19 protein-coding genes are annotated in these 18,426 nt (G+C 57.6%); 8 read left to right on the forward strand and 11 right to left on the reverse strand.

What is annotated here, in order from left to right; translation table 11 throughout:
* The first annotated feature begins 48 nt into the window (after positions 1-48).
* The 8 genes from soxB (at position 49) to ACR0J2_RS23335 (ending at position 8,973) form a co-directional block, all read left to right on the forward strand.
* A complete protein-coding gene (gene soxB / locus ACR0J2_RS23300) occupies positions 49-1,746 on the forward strand; it encodes a thiosulfohydrolase SoxB (RefSeq protein WP_480814030.1) in 1,698 nt (565 codons plus the stop codon).
* 64 nt (positions 1,747-1,810) lie between these two features.
* On the forward strand, positions 1,811-3,082 hold the full coding sequence (gene soxC / locus ACR0J2_RS23305; protein WP_170682486.1) for a sulfite dehydrogenase: 1,272 nt from the start codon (positions 1,811-1,813) through the stop codon (positions 3,080-3,082).
* Complete coding sequence (locus tag ACR0J2_RS23310) at positions 3,066-4,124, forward strand: c-type cytochrome (RefSeq protein ID WP_480814031.1); 1,059 nt, start codon at positions 3,066-3,068, stop codon at positions 4,122-4,124. Before soxC ends, ACR0J2_RS23310 begins: the two co-directional genes overlap by 17 nt.
* Before the next feature lie 56 nt (positions 4,125-4,180).
* Positions 4,181-4,834: a c-type cytochrome gene (locus tag ACR0J2_RS23315; protein ID WP_480814057.1), complete on the forward strand. Its 654-nt coding sequence runs from the start codon at positions 4,181-4,183 to the stop codon at positions 4,832-4,834.
* A gap of 24 nt (positions 4,835-4,858) precedes the next feature.
* Positions 4,859-6,121, forward strand: a complete 1,263-nt coding sequence (locus tag ACR0J2_RS23320; protein ID WP_480814032.1) for an FCSD flavin-binding domain-containing protein — start codon at positions 4,859-4,861, stop codon at positions 6,119-6,121.
* A gap of 81 nt (positions 6,122-6,202) precedes the next feature.
* A complete protein-coding gene (locus tag ACR0J2_RS23325) occupies positions 6,203-6,637 on the forward strand; it encodes a DUF302 domain-containing protein (protein ID WP_480814033.1) in 435 nt (144 codons plus the stop codon).
* Position 6,638: 1 nt separating this feature from the next.
* The gene (gene hemA, locus ACR0J2_RS23330; RefSeq protein ID WP_480814034.1) at positions 6,639-7,862 is read left to right on the forward strand and encodes a 5-aminolevulinate synthase; all 1,224 of its coding nucleotides are present in this window, start codon (positions 6,639-6,641) and stop codon (positions 7,860-7,862) included.
* 52 nt (positions 7,863-7,914) lie between these two features.
* A complete protein-coding gene (locus ACR0J2_RS23335; RefSeq protein ID WP_480814035.1) occupies positions 7,915-8,973 on the forward strand; it encodes a YeeE/YedE family protein in 1,059 nt (352 codons plus the stop codon).
* 1 nt (position 8,974) lies between these two features.
* Here the strand turns inward: ACR0J2_RS23335 and ACR0J2_RS23340 are convergent, their stop codons facing one another.
* From ACR0J2_RS23340 to pcaC, 11 genes are all read right to left on the reverse strand, one after another.
* On the reverse strand, positions 8,975-9,916 hold the full coding sequence (locus ACR0J2_RS23340) for an MBL fold metallo-hydrolase (RefSeq protein WP_480814058.1): 942 nt from the start codon (positions 9,914-9,916) through the stop codon (positions 8,975-8,977).
* Positions 9,916-10,842, reverse strand: a complete 927-nt coding sequence (locus ACR0J2_RS23345; protein ID WP_480814036.1) for an MBL fold metallo-hydrolase — start codon at positions 10,840-10,842, stop codon at positions 9,916-9,918. The genes ACR0J2_RS23340 and ACR0J2_RS23345 overlap by 1 nt, the downstream gene beginning before the upstream one ends.
* 135 nt (positions 10,843-10,977) lie before the next feature.
* Positions 10,978-12,369, reverse strand: coding sequence for a TRAP transporter large permease (locus tag ACR0J2_RS23350; RefSeq protein WP_480442253.1), 1,392 nt, complete (start codon positions 12,367-12,369; stop codon positions 10,978-10,980).
* The gene (locus ACR0J2_RS23355; RefSeq protein ID WP_480814037.1) at positions 12,362-12,865 is read right to left on the reverse strand and encodes a TRAP transporter small permease; all 504 of its coding nucleotides are present in this window, start codon (positions 12,863-12,865) and stop codon (positions 12,362-12,364) included. Before ACR0J2_RS23355 ends, ACR0J2_RS23350 begins: the two co-directional genes overlap by 8 nt.
* Before the next feature lie 57 nt (positions 12,866-12,922).
* Positions 12,923-13,957 carry a TRAP transporter substrate-binding protein gene (locus ACR0J2_RS23360; RefSeq protein WP_170807482.1) on the reverse strand — a complete coding sequence of 345 codons (1,035 nt, stop codon included), beginning with the start codon at positions 13,955-13,957 and terminating at the stop codon, positions 12,923-12,925.
* A 73-nt stretch (positions 13,958-14,030) separates the two neighbouring features.
* Positions 14,031-15,089: a 3-carboxy-cis,cis-muconate cycloisomerase gene (locus tag ACR0J2_RS23365; protein WP_480814038.1), complete on the reverse strand. Its 1,059-nt coding sequence runs from the start codon at positions 15,087-15,089 to the stop codon at positions 14,031-14,033.
* A complete protein-coding gene (gene pcaD, locus ACR0J2_RS23370; protein ID WP_480814039.1) occupies positions 15,086-15,871 on the reverse strand; it encodes a 3-oxoadipate enol-lactonase in 786 nt (261 codons plus the stop codon). Before pcaD ends, ACR0J2_RS23365 begins: the two co-directional genes overlap by 4 nt.
* Positions 15,871-16,722, reverse strand: a complete 852-nt coding sequence (locus tag ACR0J2_RS23375; RefSeq protein WP_480814040.1) for a 3-oxoadipate:acetyl-CoA acetyltransferase — start codon at positions 16,720-16,722, stop codon at positions 15,871-15,873. The genes pcaD and ACR0J2_RS23375 overlap by 1 nt, the downstream gene beginning before the upstream one ends.
* Positions 16,715-17,314, reverse strand: a complete 600-nt coding sequence (pcaG, locus tag ACR0J2_RS23380; RefSeq protein WP_480814041.1) for a protocatechuate 3,4-dioxygenase subunit alpha — start codon at positions 17,312-17,314, stop codon at positions 16,715-16,717. The genes ACR0J2_RS23375 and pcaG overlap by 8 nt, the downstream gene beginning before the upstream one ends.
* Positions 17,315-17,316: 2 nt before the next feature.
* Positions 17,317-18,042: a protocatechuate 3,4-dioxygenase subunit beta gene (gene pcaH, locus ACR0J2_RS23385; RefSeq protein WP_480814042.1), complete on the reverse strand. Its 726-nt coding sequence runs from the start codon at positions 18,040-18,042 to the stop codon at positions 17,317-17,319.
* On the reverse strand, positions 18,039-18,422 hold the full coding sequence (pcaC, locus tag ACR0J2_RS23390) for a 4-carboxymuconolactone decarboxylase (protein ID WP_170617270.1): 384 nt from the start codon (positions 18,420-18,422) through the stop codon (positions 18,039-18,041). The genes pcaH and pcaC overlap by 4 nt, the downstream gene beginning before the upstream one ends.
* Positions 18,423-18,426 lie beyond the last annotated feature (4 nt).

Genomic DNA, 18,426 nt, shown 5'->3' on the forward strand with positions numbered 1-18,426 from the left:
ACTGATTAAACATTCACACATTTATATGTGAAATAGGAAAGCCGATAGATGATTTCGCGACGTGACTTCCTGCAGGTTTCGATGGCCGCTTCCGCGCTCTATGGGGCGTCCGGGTTTGGAAACTGGGCCAGACTTGCCGCGCAGCAAAGCCTGACGCAGGATCAGCTGCTGGAGTTTGAGACTTTTGGCAATATCAGCCTGATCCATGTCACCGACATACACGCGCAACTCAAGCCGATCTATTTCCGCGAACCCGAAGTCAATCTGGGTATCGGCGACGCGCGTGGGCACATGCCGCATGTGACGGGTGCCGCGTTTCGCAAAGCCTACGGGATCGAGGATGGAAGCCCGTCTGCCTATGCACTGACCTACAATGATTTCGCGGCGCTGGCGAAGACCTATGGCCGGGTCGGTGGTCTGGACCGGGTCTCGACAGTCATAAACGCTATCCGCGCTGACCGCCCTGATGCCCTGCTTCTGGACGGCGGCGATACATGGCACGGTTCTTACACCTGCTACCAGACGGCTGGGCAGGACATGGTCAATGTCATGAACGCGCTGAAACCTAACGCGATGACATTCCATTGGGAATTCACCCTGGGCAGCGACAGAGTCAACGAAATCGTCGAAGGTTTGCCCTTTGCCGCCCTGGGCCAGAACATCTTTGACGCCGAGTGGGACGAGCCCGCCGAGCTGTTCCAACCCTACAAGTTCTTTGACCGGGGCGGCGCAAAGGTCGCCGTGATCGGGCAGGCATTCCCCTACATGCCAATCGCCAACCCGGGCTGGATGTTCCCGGAATACTCTTTCGGCATTCGGGACGAAAACATGCAGGCCATGGTCGACGAAGTGCGCGATGCCGGTGCCGATGTTGTCGTTGTCCTCAGCCACAATGGGTTCGACGTTGACAAAAAGATGGCCGCCCGAGTGCAGGGGATCGACGTGATCCTCAGCGGTCACACCCATGATGCGCTGCCCGAGCCAGTTCTGGTTGGCAAGACCCACATCATCGCGTCGGGTTCGAATGGTAAATTCGTCAGCCGCGTGGACCTGGATGTGCGGGATGGCCAGATGATGGGGTTGAAGCACAAGCTGATCCCGATCTTCTCGGACGTTATCGCCCCAGATCCTGCCATTTCCGCCTTGATCAACGATCAACGGGCACCTTTCGAAACGGCATTGAGCGAGGTCATCGGTAAGACCGACTCGCTGCTTTACCGCCGGGGCAACTTTAACGGCACCTGGGATGATCTGATCTGCGATGCCCTGATCAACCAGCGCGAGGCGGACATCGCGATGTCGCCCGGCGTCCGTTGGGGGCCGTCGATCCTGCCGGGGCAGGACATTACCCGCGAAGACATCTGGAACGTCACCTCGATGTCCTATCCGAACGCGTATCGCACGGAAATGACGGGCGAATTCATCCACGTCATCCTCGAAGATGTCGGTGACAACCTGTTCAACCCAGATCCCTACTACCAGCAGGGCGGCGACATGGTGCGTGTCGGCGGGCTTGGCTACCGCATCGACGTAACCAAACCGCAAGGCCAGCGGATCAGTGAAATGACCCTGCTCAAGACTGGCGAGGCGATTGATCCGTCGAAAACCTACGTCGTGGCGGGTTGGGCCAGCGTCAACGAGGGCACCGAAGGCCCACCCATTTGGGATGTCGTCGAAAACCACATTCGCGGCCAGGGCACCGTGACCGTCGAGCCGAATACATCGGTCGATGTCATCGGCGCCTGAGGCCGCGGCCGGAACTTGCAACACATAAACAAAATTTGCTGATCGAGTAACGGAGGCAAACACGATGAGTGAAAACTCCAGAGAAAAGGCACCCTCCCGCCGCCAATTTCTAAGTGGCGCGGCCGCCGTTGGAGTAGGAGCAGTCGGCGCCGGAGCAGCGCGCGCTGCTGGCCCCGATCCGCTGATTACCCAGGTTCAGGAATGGGCACAGGCCACTGGTGAGGGCGTGGATGCGACCCCCTACGGGTTGCCGATCCAGTTTGAAGACGACGTCGTGCGCCGCAATGTCGAGTGGCTGACCGCCGACACGATCAGTTCGATAAACTTCACACCGATCCACGCGTTGGACGGTACAATCACGCCGCAGGGTTGCGCGTTCGAAAGGCATCATTCAGGCGCCATCGAACTGAGCAAGGCGGACTACCGCCTGATGATCAACGGGTTGGTCGATACACCCCTTGTGTTCACCTACGAAGACCTTGAACGCTTCCCGCGAGAGAACCGCGTTTATTTCTGCGAGTGCGCTGCAAATACAGGTATGGAGTGGGCCGGTGCGCAACTGAATGGTGCGCAGTTCACCCATGGAATGATCCACAATATGGAATATTCCGGCGTATCGCTTCGCACCCTGCTGGAAGAGGCCGGCGTGAAGCCCGAAGGCAAGTGGGTTTACGTTGAAGGGGCGGATGCATCCTCGAACGGGCGCTCGATCCCGCTGGAAAAGGCCATGGACGACGTGCTCGTGGCCTTCAAGGCCAATGGCGAGGCGTTGCGCAAGGAACATGGCTATCCGGTTCGCCTGGTCGTCCCCGGTTGGGAAGGCAACATGTGGGTCAAATGGCTGCGCCGTGTCGAGGTCACGGAAATGGCGATTGAGAGCCGCGAGGAGACTTCGAAATACACCGACACGCTGGAAGACGGCACATCCCGTAAATGGACTTGGGTCATGGACGCCAAGTCCGTTGTAACGTCGCCCAGTCCACAGGCTCCGATAAAGCACGGACCGGGACCCTTGGTGATCACAGGGTTGGCCTGGTCTGGAAGAGGCTCGATCACGGGTGTCGACGTTTCCGTGGACGGGGGCAAGAACTGGATTCCGGCCCGACTGGCAGCGCCCGGTACGGACAAGGCGCTGACCCGCTTTTATCTGGACTACAACTGGGACGGGTCCGAAATGCTTCTGCAGGCCCGCGCGAAGGATTCCACAGGCTATGTCCAGCCAAGCAAGGCCCAACTGCGTGAAGTGCGCGGCGAGAATTCAATTTACCACAACAATTGCATCCAGACCTGGTGGATCAAAGAGACCGGAGAGGCGGAAAATGTCGAAGTATCCTGAGCTGTTGGCCGCCTCTGCCCTTGCTTTATGTTTGGCCGTACCGGCTCATGCCGAAAAATTCGGACTTGGACGGCCAGCACTGTCAGAAGAGATTGCGGCGTGGGATCTGGACGTCGCTCCGGACGGAACCGGGTTGCCGGAGGGTTCTGGTGACGTGTTCACCGGAGAAGAGGTCTTTGCCGAGCAATGCGCGATCTGCCACGGCGATTTCGCGGAAGGCGTGGACAACTGGCCCAAACTGGCGGGCGGCGAAGGTACACTGTCCGACAAGGACCCCCTGAAAACAGTCGGGTCCTATTGGCCCTATCTTTCGACGGTCTGGGACTATGTAAACCGGTCCATGCCCTTCGGAAACGCACAGTCGCTGGAAACGGATGATGTCTATGCGATGGTGGCCTATATCCTTTATTCCAATGACATCGTCGATGACGAGTTTACTCTGTCGCACGAGAACTTCCTCGAAGTCGAAATGCCGAATGCAGGCGGTTTCATCGTGGATGATCGTGAAACCGCTGAGTCTCATTTCTGGACCAGCGAACCTTGCATGACGGACTGCAAGGAAAGCGTGGAGATCACCATGCGCGCGGCCGTTTTGGATGTTACGCCTGAAGAAACCGCAGCAAAAGCGACCGAAGCGCATCCTTCGGTTCAGGAAGCATCGGTGGAAGTCGAAGATAAACCGGCGGAAGCTACAGCAATAGAACAAACCGCCGCACTTGATCCCGAGATGATCGAAAGCGGAAAGAAAGTTTTCAAGAAGTGCCAATCCTGTCATCAGGTCGGTGAAAGTGCCAAGCACCGGACGGGCCCAGCCTTGAATGGGATTATCGGAGCAAATGCCGGTGCCGTCGAAGGGTTCAAATACTCCAAGGCAATGAAGGCGGCCGCCGAAGACGGCCTCGTCTGGACTGACGAAGAAATGGCGGCGTTTCTGGCAAAGCCCAAAGCCTACATGAAGGGGACGCGAATGTCCTTCGCGGGCCTTAAGAAAGAGGACGATATACAGGCGCTCATTGTCTATCTCAAGTCGTTCGGAGACTGACCATGGGGTGGCCGAAGGTACTGAGTTGTGCTGCGGTCTTGGGTGGTCTTGCACCTATGGCAAACGCAACCGAGGACCTGGGCGATGCGGACGCCGGGAAAGCTGTGTTCGCGCAATGTAAAGGCTGCCACGAGGTCGGTGACGGGGCTGAAAACAAGATCGGTCCACATCTGAACGGAATCTTCGGTCGCAAGGCCGCCGGGCTGGATGGCTTCAACTATTCGAAAAGCTTGAAACGTGCAGGAAATTCGGGCCTGGAATGGCACGCGGACACCCTGTCGGCTTACATCGAAAACCCACGTGCCTTTGCGTCAGGAACACGGATGAGTTTTCGCGGTTTGAAGACCGCGGAAGACCGGGCCAACGTCATCGCATATCTTCGGGCGTTTTCGGACAACCCCCGGGATATTCCCGAAGCGGATCCAACGGCTAAAAGTACCGATCGCTCGGTCGACCCGGCAATTCTGGCGATCCAGGGTGATCCTGAATACGGCGCATATCTCAGCAGCGAATGTACGACGTGCCATCAGATCGAAGGGGCCGACGATGGCATTCCCTCGATCGTGTATTGGCCTGATGAGGACTTCGTGGTCGCCATGCACGCATACAAGCAAAAGCAGCGGCCCCATCCGGTCATGCAAATGATCGCCGGACGGCTAAGCAACGACGAGATCGCGGCCTTGGCCGCCTATTTCAACAATCCAGAGTGAAAGTGACTAAGGGGAGGAAACGCGATGACAATCAATAGACGAGCATTTCTTGGAACCGCCGGGGCAATTGCCGCCGGGCTGTCCGCTCCGATGGTACTGGCGCAAGGCAAGCCACGGGTCGTGGTTGTTGGCGGCGGCGCCGGCGGGGCAACCGCTGCACGCTACATTGCCAAGGATAGCAAAGGCGAAGTCGACGTTACTCTGATCGAGCCGTCCAGAACGTACTACACCTGTTTCTTCTCGAACCTTTATTTGGGAGGGTTTCAGGAGCTTTCGGATATTGCACACAGCTACGGCACGCTGGCCGCGGACTATGGCATCAACGTGGTTCATGATTGGGCGGTTGGCGTGGATCGCGACGCAAAGACCGTGTCCCTGGCGGGGGGTGGATCCGTCCCGTATGACAAGCTGATCCTGAGCCCGGGCATCGATTTCGTCGATGGCGCGGTCGAGGGTTGGGATATCTCCGCACAAAACAAGATGCCGCACGCATATAAGGCCGGTTCCCAGACCGAACTCCTGAAAGCGCAGGTAATGGCAATGCCCGAAGGCGGGATCTTTGCAATGGTCGCCCCGCCGAATCCCTACCGTTGCCCTCCCGGGCCGTACGAGCGCGTTTCAATGGTCGCGCATGTTTTGAAGGCGAACAATCCGACAGCAAAAATTATCGTAGCTGATCCGAAACCGAAGTTTTCCAAGATGTCACTGTTTCAGGAAGGCTGGGCAAACCACTACGAAGGGACGGTAGACTGGATCGGTGAAGACTTCGGCGGCGGCAACGTGTCGGTGAATCCGGACGCGATGACTGTGACCATCGACGGTGAAGTGACCAAGGTCGATGTCTGCAATGTGATCCCAGCGATGAAAGCGGGGCGCATCGCGGAAATGGCGGGTGTGACCGACGGAAACTGGGCGCCTGTCAATGCGGCGGACATGTCCTCGAAAGCCGATCCGGACATTTATGTTCTTGGTGATGCCAGCCAGCAGGGCGACATGCCGAAATCCGGTTTCTCGGCCAACAGTCAGGCGAAGGTTTGTGCAAATGCCGTACGAGGCGCGCTGACCGGGTCGAAAGTGTTTCCGGCCAAGTTTTCGAATACGTGCTGGTCGCTCATCGATGCAGATGACGGGGTCAAAGTCGGTGCCACGTACGAAGCGACGCCCGAGAAGATCGCCAAGGTGGATGGTTTCATCAGTCAGACAGGCGAAAACACAGACCTTCGGAAAGCAACCTACGAAGAGTCGCTTGGTTGGTACGCGGGTATCACCTCGGACATGTTTGGCTAAAGGACTGGGGGGGGGTTGACCGGTGTCAAAGCCCCCGCAGCGCAACCTGAGAGAATGCGGTTCACGAGGAGGATCACGATCATGAAACACTTTATCGCTACGGCCGCGCTTTCCGCTGTCTTGGCAAGCCAGGCGCTTGCGGAAGCGATCATAACCACTCCCTTCGACGGAAGTTTTGACGATGCCACCTTCGCCGTGGAGTCCGCGATCGTGGGACAGGGACTGGTCATCGACTATGTCAGCCATGTCGGTGAAATGCTGAACCGAACAGGCTCTGACGTCGGCAGCGACAAACAGATTTTTTCGGCCGCAGATATCTTCATCTTCTGTTCAGCAAAGATCTCGCGTGAGGTGATGGAAGCCGACCCAATGAATATCGGCTACTGCCCCTACGGAATTTTTGTGGCCGAGAACAATAGCGGCGTGATGGTGGGATACCGAAGCTATCCTGACGGTCCGATGCAAAAGGTTCAGGCCCTGTTGTCCGAGATCGTCGAAGAGGCCGTTGGAAACTGAAATGGACTACCAGCAGTGCATTCGCGACCAGCTTGATAAGCTGAAGGAAGAAGGGAACTACCGGGTCTTCGCTGATCTGGAACGTCAGTGCGGCAAGTTCCCAACTGCCCGAAGCCACACGAAGAACAGTCCTGAGAATGTAACCGTCTGGTGTTCGAACGATTATCTCGGGATGGGTCAGCATCCCAAAGTCCTCGCCGCCATGCATCAGGCCATTGACAGCTGTGGTGCCGGGGCTGGCGGAACACGGAATATCTCGGGAACCACGCACGAGCATGTGTTGCTGGAACAAGAACTTGCAGACCTGCACGGCAAGGACTCGGCGTTGTTGTTCACGTCCGGCTACGTGTCGAACTGGGCTGCTTTGGGCACTTTGGCATCCAAGATCCCCGGTATCACTGTTCTGTCCGACGAGTTGAACCACGCTTCGATGATCGAGGGCATACGCCATAGTCGCTGCAACAAGCGGATCTGGAAGCACAACGACCTCGCGGACCTTGAAAGGCACCTTGCGGACCTGCCGGCCAATACCCCGAAGCTCATCGCGTTCGAGAGTGTTTATTCGATGGACGGCGATATTGCACCGATTGCCGAGATTTGCGATCTGGCGGATCGCTATGGCGCGATGACCTATCTGGATGAGGTTCACGCCGTCGGACTTTACGGCCCACGCGGAGGTGGCATTGCCGAACGCGAAGGTCTGATGAACCGTCTGACCGTCATCGAAGGAACATTGGGCAAAGCGTTCGGCGTAGTCGGCGGATACATCGCGGCCTCCCATGACCTTGTCGACTTTGTTCGGTCTTTTGCCAGCGGGTTCATATTCACCACCGCGCTGCCCCCTGCCGTGGCAGCTGGTGCGGCGGCCTCTGTTCGTCATCTGAAGCAGAGCAAGGCGGAGCGGCATTTGCATCGGCAACGCGTGCAGGAAGTCAGAAACAGGCTGGACGATCTGGGCATTCCACACACACCCAACCCAAGCCACATCATCCCGGTCATGGTTGGCGACCCGGTCAAATGCCGCTTCATATCAGACGTTCTGATGCGTGATTTCGGGATCTATATCCAGCCCATCAACTACCCAACCGTCCCGAAGGGAACTGAACGTTTACGGATCACTCCGTCGCCCGTGCATTCACCGGAAGACATCGACAGGTTGGTAGCCGCTTTGGGCGAGCTTTGGACGCAATGCCAACTGGCTCGCCGGCCGATGGCCGCACAATAGTAACTTGACGAAAGACAAAGACGAACAATCAACGAGGTGAGAGTTTCTGTCCATGGAGAGGCTCATCGATCTGCTGGGAGACCCGGGCGCGCTGGCATTTGCCGGAGCGCTTGTCGGCCTCCTATTCGGTGTGACCGCCCAGAAATCCCACTTCTGTTTGCGCGCCTCGACCGTCGAGGTCGCTGAAGGTGAGTTCGGGCCACGACTTGCGGTTTGGCTGATTGCCTTCTCCGCAGCGCTGACTCTGGTGCAGGGGTTTGTCTCGTTCGGATGGCTGGACCTGTCCGGGGCGCGTGCGATTGCATCGACGGGAAGTCTCAGCGGTGCGGTAATTGGCGGTGCAATGTTCGGGGTTGGAATGGTTCTGTCGCGCGGGTGCGCCTCACGCCTGTTGGTTCTGGCGTCCAGCGGGAACCTGCGAGCCCTTGTAGCGGGGTTGATTCTGACTTTGGTGGCTCAGGCGGCCTACACCGGTGTTCTCAGCCCGGCGCGCGAGGCGCTTTCCGGCATCTGGACCATCGATGGAGGCGCGCCGCGTGATCTGTCCAAGATAATTGGGTTTTCTCCGGTGATTTACGCAAGCCTTGCGGCCTTCGGGTTGGCCTTGGCAATTGCATTTGCAATCCGCCGGAATGTCACGATCACCAAGATCGTATCCGCAGCAGGAGTTGGGGTGGCGGTTGCATTTGGCTGGTTGATGACATTTGCAATCGCGCAAGCGTCTTTTGAAGTTGTGCCCGTGTCCTCGGTCACCTTCACGGGCCCCTCCACAGATACACTGATGGCATTGGTTGCAGAGCGTAATGTCGTGCTGTCCTTTGGTATCGGCCTTGTTCCGGGTGTGGCCATCGGTGCAGCGGGATCTGCCATACTTGCCGGAGAGTGGAAGATTGAACGGTTTGGCCCGGATACACCGATGGAACGCTACCTGGTCGGGGCCGTTCTTATGGGTTTCGGAGCGATGCTGGCAGGCGGCTGTGCCGTTGGGGCCGGTTTGTCGGGTGGATCAGCCTTGTCGTTGACCGCATGGCTCGCCGTCTTCTTCATGTGGGTTGGGGCGATCAGCACGCACAGATTGCTGATGCGGTTGCCCGTTCCACAGCAGTCCTGAACTATTCGAATTCCATCTGCTCAAAAACACGTCCGGCGTTTTTTGTTGCCAGTTCTTCAAACGTATCCAGTTGGGCATAAGGCGACTGATCGACGTAGTAGGCCTCGGCCAGATCGCCACCGGCATCCATGTGCTCCTGAACCTTGCCGCGCAGGTAAATCAGGTAGTCGCGCGTATAGCGGCGTACCTGATCCATGTTTGTCGGGTGGCCGTGCCCGGGAATGACATATGTGGCATTCAAGGCTTCGAACTCATTGTCCCAGGTCTCAAGCCAATCGGCCGTATAGGTCTCCTGAAAGATCGGCAGCATACGCTCGTGGAAGGCCATGTCACCTGCGATGATAAGGCTTTGGTTGGGCAACCAGATCGAGATATCGCCGGGACTGTGTGCGGGCCCAAGGTATTTCGCCTCAATGCGATAGTCGCCCAGCTCGACCACATATTCGTCGTCGAATGTTTCGGTCGGGCCAGCCAGAAACGTCCCTTCGGATTTGTCTTTATTGTAGTTTTGCATCCCTTGCAGGATCTGGGCGCCGTATTCCTCAAACTCTGCCGCTGCATCCGAGTGTGCGATGATTGGAACGCCAAGTTCTGACCAGTAGGCATTGCCAAGCATCGCGTGCCCCTGACCGTTCTCGTTAAAGACCAGTTTGACCGGCTGATCCGTGATCGCCTGGATTTCCTTGTGAAGCGCTTCGGCAAGCACATAGGCCGCACCACCGTTTACAACGACCACGCCCTCACCGGTTACGATGAAGCTGAGGTTGTTGTTGTGACCGGAGTTTTCATAGGTGGGCGGAGCAGTTGCGCCAATGGCAGAATAGACGCCGGGAATGTATTCGACCGGTTTGGAATACAGCACGCTTTGCGGGTATTGATCCGCAATATCTTCGCTGGCCCAGGCTGGTGTGGCCAAGGCAACGGCAATCACGAACGATCGCATCATGAAGGCTCTCCAATGAATCGATATGCGGAGCCGGTCTTTTCGACTCGGCCAATCCCACCGTTCGGCAGGTGGAAGCCAATGATTTTCATTTGCTCCTGAGAAATCTGATCCAGCAGTGATGTGCGCGCAGTTGCTGCAGCTTCAGGGTCCTGATCAGTACCACTGTGCCAGTCCGGACGTTCGAACGCGACATGCGGATTCCCGAGCGCATCGCCGACGATCATGACGGCCTCGGTTCCATTGCGAATTTCAAATGCCATATGGCCGGGCGTGTGCCCATAACTTGCCCGAGCGGCGATACCGGGAAGGATCTCCTGACCGTCGTCAAAGAACGCGACCTGATCCTCAATCGCCTCCATGCGTCGCTTTGCGCCCACGGCAAACGCGGCGCGATCTTCCCCTATCGACCCTACCGTTGAAGGGTTCCACCAATAGTCCCATTCCTTGCGGCCAAAGTGGTGCGTGGCGTTGGGAAAAAGCAGATCGTCGAAGTCGTCCAAAACGCCCCAAAGGTGATCCGGGTGCGCATGGGTAAAGATCACCTGAGTGATGTCTTCAGGCGCCAGGCCGATTGTTTCAAGAGTTTCCAGAAGCTTGCCGGACGTCGGCATGAAATCAGACCCCGCCCCAACATCGAACAACACCGTGTTTTCATTGTCGCGGTAAAGTGCAACGTTGCACTCCGGCTCGTACTTGGTCGTGTTCACCTTATTGCGGTTCAGAAGCTGCTTCAGCTCTTCATTCGGCATGGATCCGAACACCATCTCCGACGGCAACGACAGGTGCCCGTCTGACACCGTTGATATCCGTGCCGAAGTACCAAGCTGCACCTCGGCGAGTGCAATCCTGGATTGAGCACCCAATGCCGTCAGGCATGCGGCGTTAAACAAGAAAGTGCGTCGGGACCATGCATTCTCACTCATACACAATCACTAAAATGAATATTTTAATTTGTAAACGGCGAAAAGGAAGTTGGTGCCGTGCCGTTTTCCTCAAAATCACAGCGCATCTAGGTCGGAGATACTGCGCAAGCGTCCAAAACAGGTATCAAAACTCGCTTAGCCCCCGATGAGTGCCGGCACCGCTAGCGTCAGGGCCGGTATCGACAGGATCAATGCAACCCGTACGACCTCGGCACCAAGAAAGGGAAAGACGCCCCGGAACACCGTGCCCATGGACGTATCCCTTGCAAGCGACGAAATGATGAACACGTTCAACCCGACGGGGGGCGTTATCAACCCCAGTTCCACAACGATCAGCGCCAGTATTCCAAACCAGATCTTGAGGTTATCGGCGTCCATTCCGAACGCCGCCGTCTCGGCCGTGGCGTACTCGCCCCCATTCAACGCAATCAGGGTCGGCCAGAAAAACGGGACCACCACAAGGATCATTGCCAAGCTTTCCATGAAGCAGCCAAGAATGACAAAGAGGCACAGCATGATCACAAGGATCAGCATCGGATCCATACCACTGGTTGCGGCCCAGTCGGACAAGGCCTGCGGCAGCTGAGTGCGGGCAAAAAAGCCCTTCAGAACTTCGGCGCCAAAAAGGATCAGGTAGATCATTCCACTGGTGATTGCCGTGGCGCGAATGGCCTTCAACAACCCGGAAAACGCCAATCCTTCGCCCGTAAAAACCCGCAGCGCAAAACCGTAGGCCGTTATCACAAAAACCCCAATGCTGGCGGCGGGTGTTGGCGTGAACAGACCAAAGCCCAGACCCAGTATGATGGCACCGAAAATCAGAATAACGGGCCAGAGGCGACGTATAGCCAGTTTTCGTTCAACCGGATCCATCTGCGTCGGCTCTGGCGCCAGCGATGGTTTCATCCTCACCTGAATGGCAATCACGGCGATAAAACCCAGAACGGCCAATATCCCTGGCACGATAGCGGCCTGAAACATCCGCAGGATCGAGCCTTCCACGATGATCGCATAGATCACCAGGGCTACCGATGGCGGGATCAGAATTCCCAAGGTCCCTCCGGCGGCCAGTGATCCTGAGGCAAGACTGGGCGCATATCCCAGCCGTTTCAGTTCGGGCAACGAAACGCGCCCCATCGTGGCTGCGGTCGCCAGAGAAGACCCGCAAACTGCACCGAAACCACCGCAAGCCGCGACCGCAGCCATCGCAACGCCACCGCGCAAACGCGACATGAGCGCTTCGAGGCCTTTGAAGAGATCAGTGGATAGTCGCGCTTCGGCCGCAACATAGCCCATCAGGACAAACAGCGGGACGACGGAAAGGTCATAGTTGGCCACGTTTTCCCACAACAGGCTTTTGAATTGCTTCAGGTAGGGCACGAACCGGATGTAACTGACAGATTGGCTCAACACCCACGTGCCGCCAATCCCCACAACGATCATCGCGATCCCGACGGGCATCCGAAGCAGCAGCAGGACGAAAAGAACGATCAGGCCAAGAATGCCGATGGAAATGGGATCAAGCATCTGCGGCGCCCTCGAATGCCTGAGACACCGCGATCAAAGCCCACAGGATCATCGACAGCAGGCCGGGGAAATAGAATGGCCAGGTCGGCCACCCCAGAACGCTGGTCACCACCTCGTCCGAGCGTACTTCGAGCATACCGAAAACCATCCAGTAGCCTAAAAACACAGCGACAATGATGGTGACCCCCAACCAAAGAAGATCGAAGCCGCGCTGCACGGCCTTCGGCAGATGGTCCATCAGCAGATCCACTGACACATGGCCTCGATTTGCCTGGCAGTAGGGAAAGAACATCAAGGCTGCGCAGCTGATTGCCAGCTGAACAAAATCCTCATAGCCCGGCAGGCCCGACACATCCGCGCCAAACGCCCCGGCAAACCGGTCGAGTATGAAGGCAAAAGCATTCGTAGTGGTGACGGCGACAATCGCAAGCAGGATGACGCCGCCGAGCAATGCAAAAGCATCCGCCAGCCGTTTCAGAACCACGCGCATTCTCATATTCCCGAGGCTTCACAAACGACCGAGCGACCATCGGACCGCTCGGCCGGTTTCCAATCAGTTGCCAGACTGGGCTGCGGCAATTGCCGCGCGGGCCTTGTCGACGAGGGCTGCACCATCAATGCCCTTCTCGCTCACCTCGTCAATCCAACGCTGGACGATCTGTTCGCTCACGGCGTTGAACTTGGCCGCTTCTTCGTCGGACAACACGACCCGTTCTACACCTGCGGCTTCAAGTGCCTCGGTGCCGCTTTCTTCGAAACCTTCCCAATTAGACCCGACCTCGCGCGCGACATTGGCACCTGAATTGGCGTCGATAACGGCCTTAAGGTCATCCGGCAGCGCTTCGTAGGCGTCTTTGTTCATCGCCACCATGAAGGTCGCGGTGCCAAAGCGGTCTCCGTTCGGCAGTTCCGTTATGGACTTGTCCAGTTCCTGTAATTTCAGGGGCCGCACGATTTCCAGCGGGATCAGTGCGCCGTCCACAACGCCTTTCGACATGGCTTCGGGCAAGGCCGGCACGGGCATGCCGACGGGTTCCGCACCAATGCCTTCGATCACCCACGCGCCCGTACGGCTGGGGGTCCGCAGCTTCATCCCCTTTGCGTCTTCCAGGGTGCGCACCGGGTCGGACGCTGAATGTATGACATTCCCATCATGGGTGTGCAGAAAGATGACGTGGACGTCATCGAAGTCCTCCGCCAGCATCTCCATCGAGGCGTTCATGGCGACCGTTGTATCCGTCGCAGAGCCTGCATGCACAAGCGGCAGTTCGAATACTTCGGTGCGCGGAAAGACACCCGGTGTGTATCCCAGGACTGTCCAGACAATATCGGCAGACCCATCACGGACTTGGCTGTACAGTTCAGGTGGTTTGCCACCCATCGACATTGACGGGAAGATTTCAATCGCAATCCTGCCATCGCTGTCGGCAGTGATCTTATCGGCCCATGGCTGCAGCATGCCTTTGTGCGCCGCTGCGACTGGCGGCAGGAAGTGATGCATCGTCAGCGTCACTTCCTGGGCCAGGCTGGCTGTTGCTGAAACGGCCAGGGCGGCCAGTGAACTCAGCAAGGATTTCCTTATGGTCATGATTTCTCCTCCTCCGTTGTGTCGTGATGGCGCAGTTCGGTATCTGACGGTTGGCGCGATGTCTGCCTCGCGCCTATTCCCGCACCCCCATTGAAACAATTTGCGCGCAAAGGGCATTTGCTGCCGAAAGCGATCTGGCCGTGCACCTGGCCATGTTTGGCAACAACATCCATTCCAGCGACCAGGCGCTTCCTGAACGTTCCTGTTCATGCACAAGCGCCTGATGCATCCCCGATACTTGCGTGGCATTGAAGCGCGCCAGCGTCACCAGCAATTCGGCAAGAATTGGGTTCTGTTTATGCGGCATGGCTGATGACCCACCGCCGCCCGAAAGCTTGATTTCGTCGACACCTTGCTGCGCCATCAAGCAGATGTCTTGGCCCATTTTCCCAATCGAACCGGAAATCAGCGACAACAGATTTGCATAATCGGTGACGGTTGCGCGATCTGAATGCCAGTTGCGGCTGGGTGGGCGCAGCGACAACGCTTCGGCAACAAAGGCTGCCAGGTCGGGATGCTTTTCGCCAATGGCCTGTCCATCTCCGACTGCCCCGCCCCATTGCAGGCGCTCGACACTCTTGCGCATCTGTTCGATGCTATCGCCGTGCTCGATCAACGGCGCTTTCCAGTTCTCGATCCGGTGCCCGACCGAAATCGGCAATGCCGCCTGCATCCGTGTGCGGCCCATCATCTTGTTGCTGCCGAACCGGCGGCCCAGATTACCCAATCGCTCGGTCAGGGTCGACAGGCGATCCGCGATCAGATCTGAGTTTTCGCGCATTGTCATTGCCAGCGCTGTATCCATCACATCCTGTGAGGTTGTGCCGGTATGGATCGCACCGTCCAATTGCCCGGCCTCGGCCTTCAGACCACGCACAAATGCGGGAATTGGCATCCCGTCTTTTAAGGTTCCGGCCTGCAAATCCCGAAGGTCCGGATTGGCGCGCTCAATCAACTCGGCGGCGGCCCGGGCCTGGTCCTCCGGCACGACGCCAATGGCGCCAAGCCCGCGGGAATAGGCGGCTTCGAAGGCAAGCATATGGGCCAGCGTGCGTTCAGCTGACCAGATCACCTCGGCTTCCTGATCGCCAAAGAGGCCCGACAACCAAGGGTGATCGAACACGTCACTCATGCCACACGACCCAATAGTGCCCGGATCTGACCCGCGACAAATCCCGGCGCTTCGACGCATGGCAAATGCCCGACATCCGGCAAAATATGCCGCTCTGCGCCTTTTATGAGATCGGCCAAAGCCTCTACAAGTTCGGGCGGCGTTGCCTGATCTTCACGCCCACCGATACAGATGGTGGGTACTCTGATCTGGCTGGTTGTTTCGGCAAGGTCCGCATCCCGAATGGCCTCGCAGGTCGCGATATAACCTTCGGCAGGTATGCGTGTCAGCATGTTCCGGTAACCGGCCACGGCATCGGGGTGCTCGGCTCGGAAACGGTTGGAAAACCAACGTTCCATTACCGTGTCGGCGATGGCATCGATACCGGATTCACGCACAGCCTGAATGCGCGTATTCCAAACCTCGTCATCCCCAATTTTCGTGCCGGTATTGCTCAGGATAAGCCCGGCCACAAGATCGGGGCGTCGGTGGGCAATGCGCTGAGCGATCAGTCCACCGACCGAAACACCGCACAGAATTGCATGACGCCAACCCAACATGTCCATCAGATCGGCAACATCTTCGGCCAGCGTATCAATTGAAGTTGCGGCGCAATCCGACAGGCCATGCCCGCGCTTGTCCCAAAGAAGGCATTCTGTTTTGCCCAGACCTGCCGCGACTTCCCGCCAGATGCGATAGTCCGTCCCCAAAGAGTTCAGAAGGACAACAGGCACTCTGCCGACACCGTGGTTTGCCACTTCATAGTGCAGGATTACGTCACGGGGTCTGGCGAAGCTCGGCATCAGGCGGCGACCTCTCGCAACCCAAGGATCGCGCGCGCCTGCGCGACAGTCGCGACGGGGCGTTCGTGCGTTTCGCAGATTTCGACGGCTCGACTAACCAGGGCTGCATTCGACGGGGCAAGCGTGGTTCTGTCCAGGCGCACATTGTCTTCAAGCCCCGTTCGAACATGCCCGCCAGAAACAACGGACCACTCGTTCAACACGATCTGATTTGCCCCGACGCCCGCCGCACACCATGGCACATCCCCCCAAAGGCGGCGCACTGTGTGCACGTAGAAATCAAAAACCTCACGATCAACGGGCATGGCGTTTTTCACGCCCATGACAAACTGGACATAGGGCACATCCCTGATTTGACCTGCCTTATGCATTTTGGCCGCTTGAAAGATATGAGACAGGTCGAACGCCTCGATCTCTGGCCTGACATCGTATTTCACCATCTCGCTGGCCAGCCATTCGACAAGATCAGGTGGGTTTTCATAAACGCGGGTCGGAAAGTTGTTCGATCCGACGGACAAGGACGCCATGTCCGGCCGCAACGGCAACATGCCACCACGGGCGGAGCCCGCCCCGGACCGCCCGCCCGTCGAAAGCTGCACGATCATGCCGGGACAGTGGGTTTCGATCCCTTCTTTCAACGCGGCAAAAAGATCTGGGTCCGAGGTTGGCTTGCCTTCTTCGTCGCGCACGTGGCAATGGGCGATGGCAGCACCGGCCTCAAAAGCCTCATGTGTGCTTTCAACCTGTTCCGACACGCTGATCGGAACAGCCGGGTTGTCCGCCTTGGTCGGAACCGAGCCGGTGATTGCCACGCAAATAATACACGGGTTTTGTTTTGTTTCGTCAGACATCGAAGAACACCGTTTCATTTTCCCCCTGCAAGCGAATGTCGAACCGATAGCCGTCCGGGGTTCTTTCGGCTATCAGGGTTTGCCGCCGGTCAACCTGTTCGATCAGATTCAGAACCGGATCAACCGAATTGGCGGCCTCTTCTTCCGGGAAATAGAGCCGCGTGTTCAGCCCAACATTTATGCCGCGCGCCACTAACCACAGGCTGATGTGCGGAGCCATTGGCCTGCCGTCCCGATACGGAACAGAGCCGGGCTTGACTGTTTCAACGATCCACTCTCCGGATTCAAAATCGGGTATGATACGGCCCCATCCACGAAAACCGGGCTCGACCTCGCCCTGCCCGGGGTAAATCCCCTTGGCATTGGCTTGCCAGACTTCGATCAGAACATCCTTGACCGGCGCGCCGGTGCCATCCAGCACCCTGCCCCGAATGGTGATCCGCTCACCTTCGGCCTGCGCGCCGACAACGTCCCGGCCCAATTCCTGCCGATAGATGTCAAACCCTGCATCCCCCGGGGCCAGGCCAATGTGAACGTAGGGTCCGGCCGTTTGCGATGGGGTTTCTTTCAGATAACCGAGCTTCTGAGCCATGATCAATTCCCGTCCGGGCGATTTTCGAAATAGGTCGATCGATGACCGCGCAGCACGATGTCAAACTTGTAGGCGATACTGTCCAGCGGAACCGTCGCGTTCAGATCCAGCGCGGCAACCAGTTGATCGATCGCGTTTTGATCCGGAATCGTGTTCACGATCGGACATTTGGCAATCAGGGGGTCGCCTTCGAAATAAAGCTGCGTGATCAGCCGCTGCGCAAAGGCTGGGCCGAACACCGAAACATGAATATGCGCCGGCCGCCAGCTGTTGACCCAGTTGCGCCAGGGATAGGCCCCTGGCTTGATCGTTCTGAAAGTGTAACAGCCATTCTCGTCCGTCAGCGTACGGCCACACCCTCCGAAATTGGGATCAATCGCTGCCAGATAGGTGTCTTTCTTGTGGCGATACCGGCCCCCTGCATTGGCCTGCCAGATTTCCACCAGGGTATTCGGAACGGGCCGTGCGTTTTCGTCCAGAACCCGGCCATGGAGGATGATACGCTCGCCGATCGGATCGCCTGTCTTGGCGTAATTTCGGATCAGGTCATTATCCAGCGGGTCTAGATCATCATGGCCGAATGTCGGTCCTGTGGCCTCGCTCAGCGATGGTTCCAGCGACAATAGGGCATTTCTGGGCGAGCGCGACACACTCGTCTTATAATTCGGGGAAAAGGCAGGCGGGTGCCATTCGCGGTCCCGCTGGTACAGGTCCATCGGCCTGGTCATTTCACCTCACCCTCCATTTCGGCAAATGTCTGTTTTGCCAGCTTCACGGCCTGGTTCGCGCATGCAACGCCTGCGTAAACCGCCGCATGCATGAAAGCTTGCATGATGTCTTCCCTCGAGGCACCTGTATTTCTGCACGCCTTCACATGCATCGGGATCTCCTCGAAGTTCCGCGTGGCCGCCAAAAGGGCAAGCGTGATCATCGAACGTTCGCGCGGTGTGATCGCATCGTTGGCCCAAAGGGTGCCCCACGCCGTTTCAGTTATCATTTCCTGGAACGGCGCATCAAAGGCGGATTTCTGTGCCTCCGCCCGGTCCACATGCACATCACCAAGCACCCGGCGCCGGACTGACATTCCCGTGGTATAGCGATCCGTCATCGTT

The organism is Ruegeria sp. CG4 (assembly GCF_056537185.1).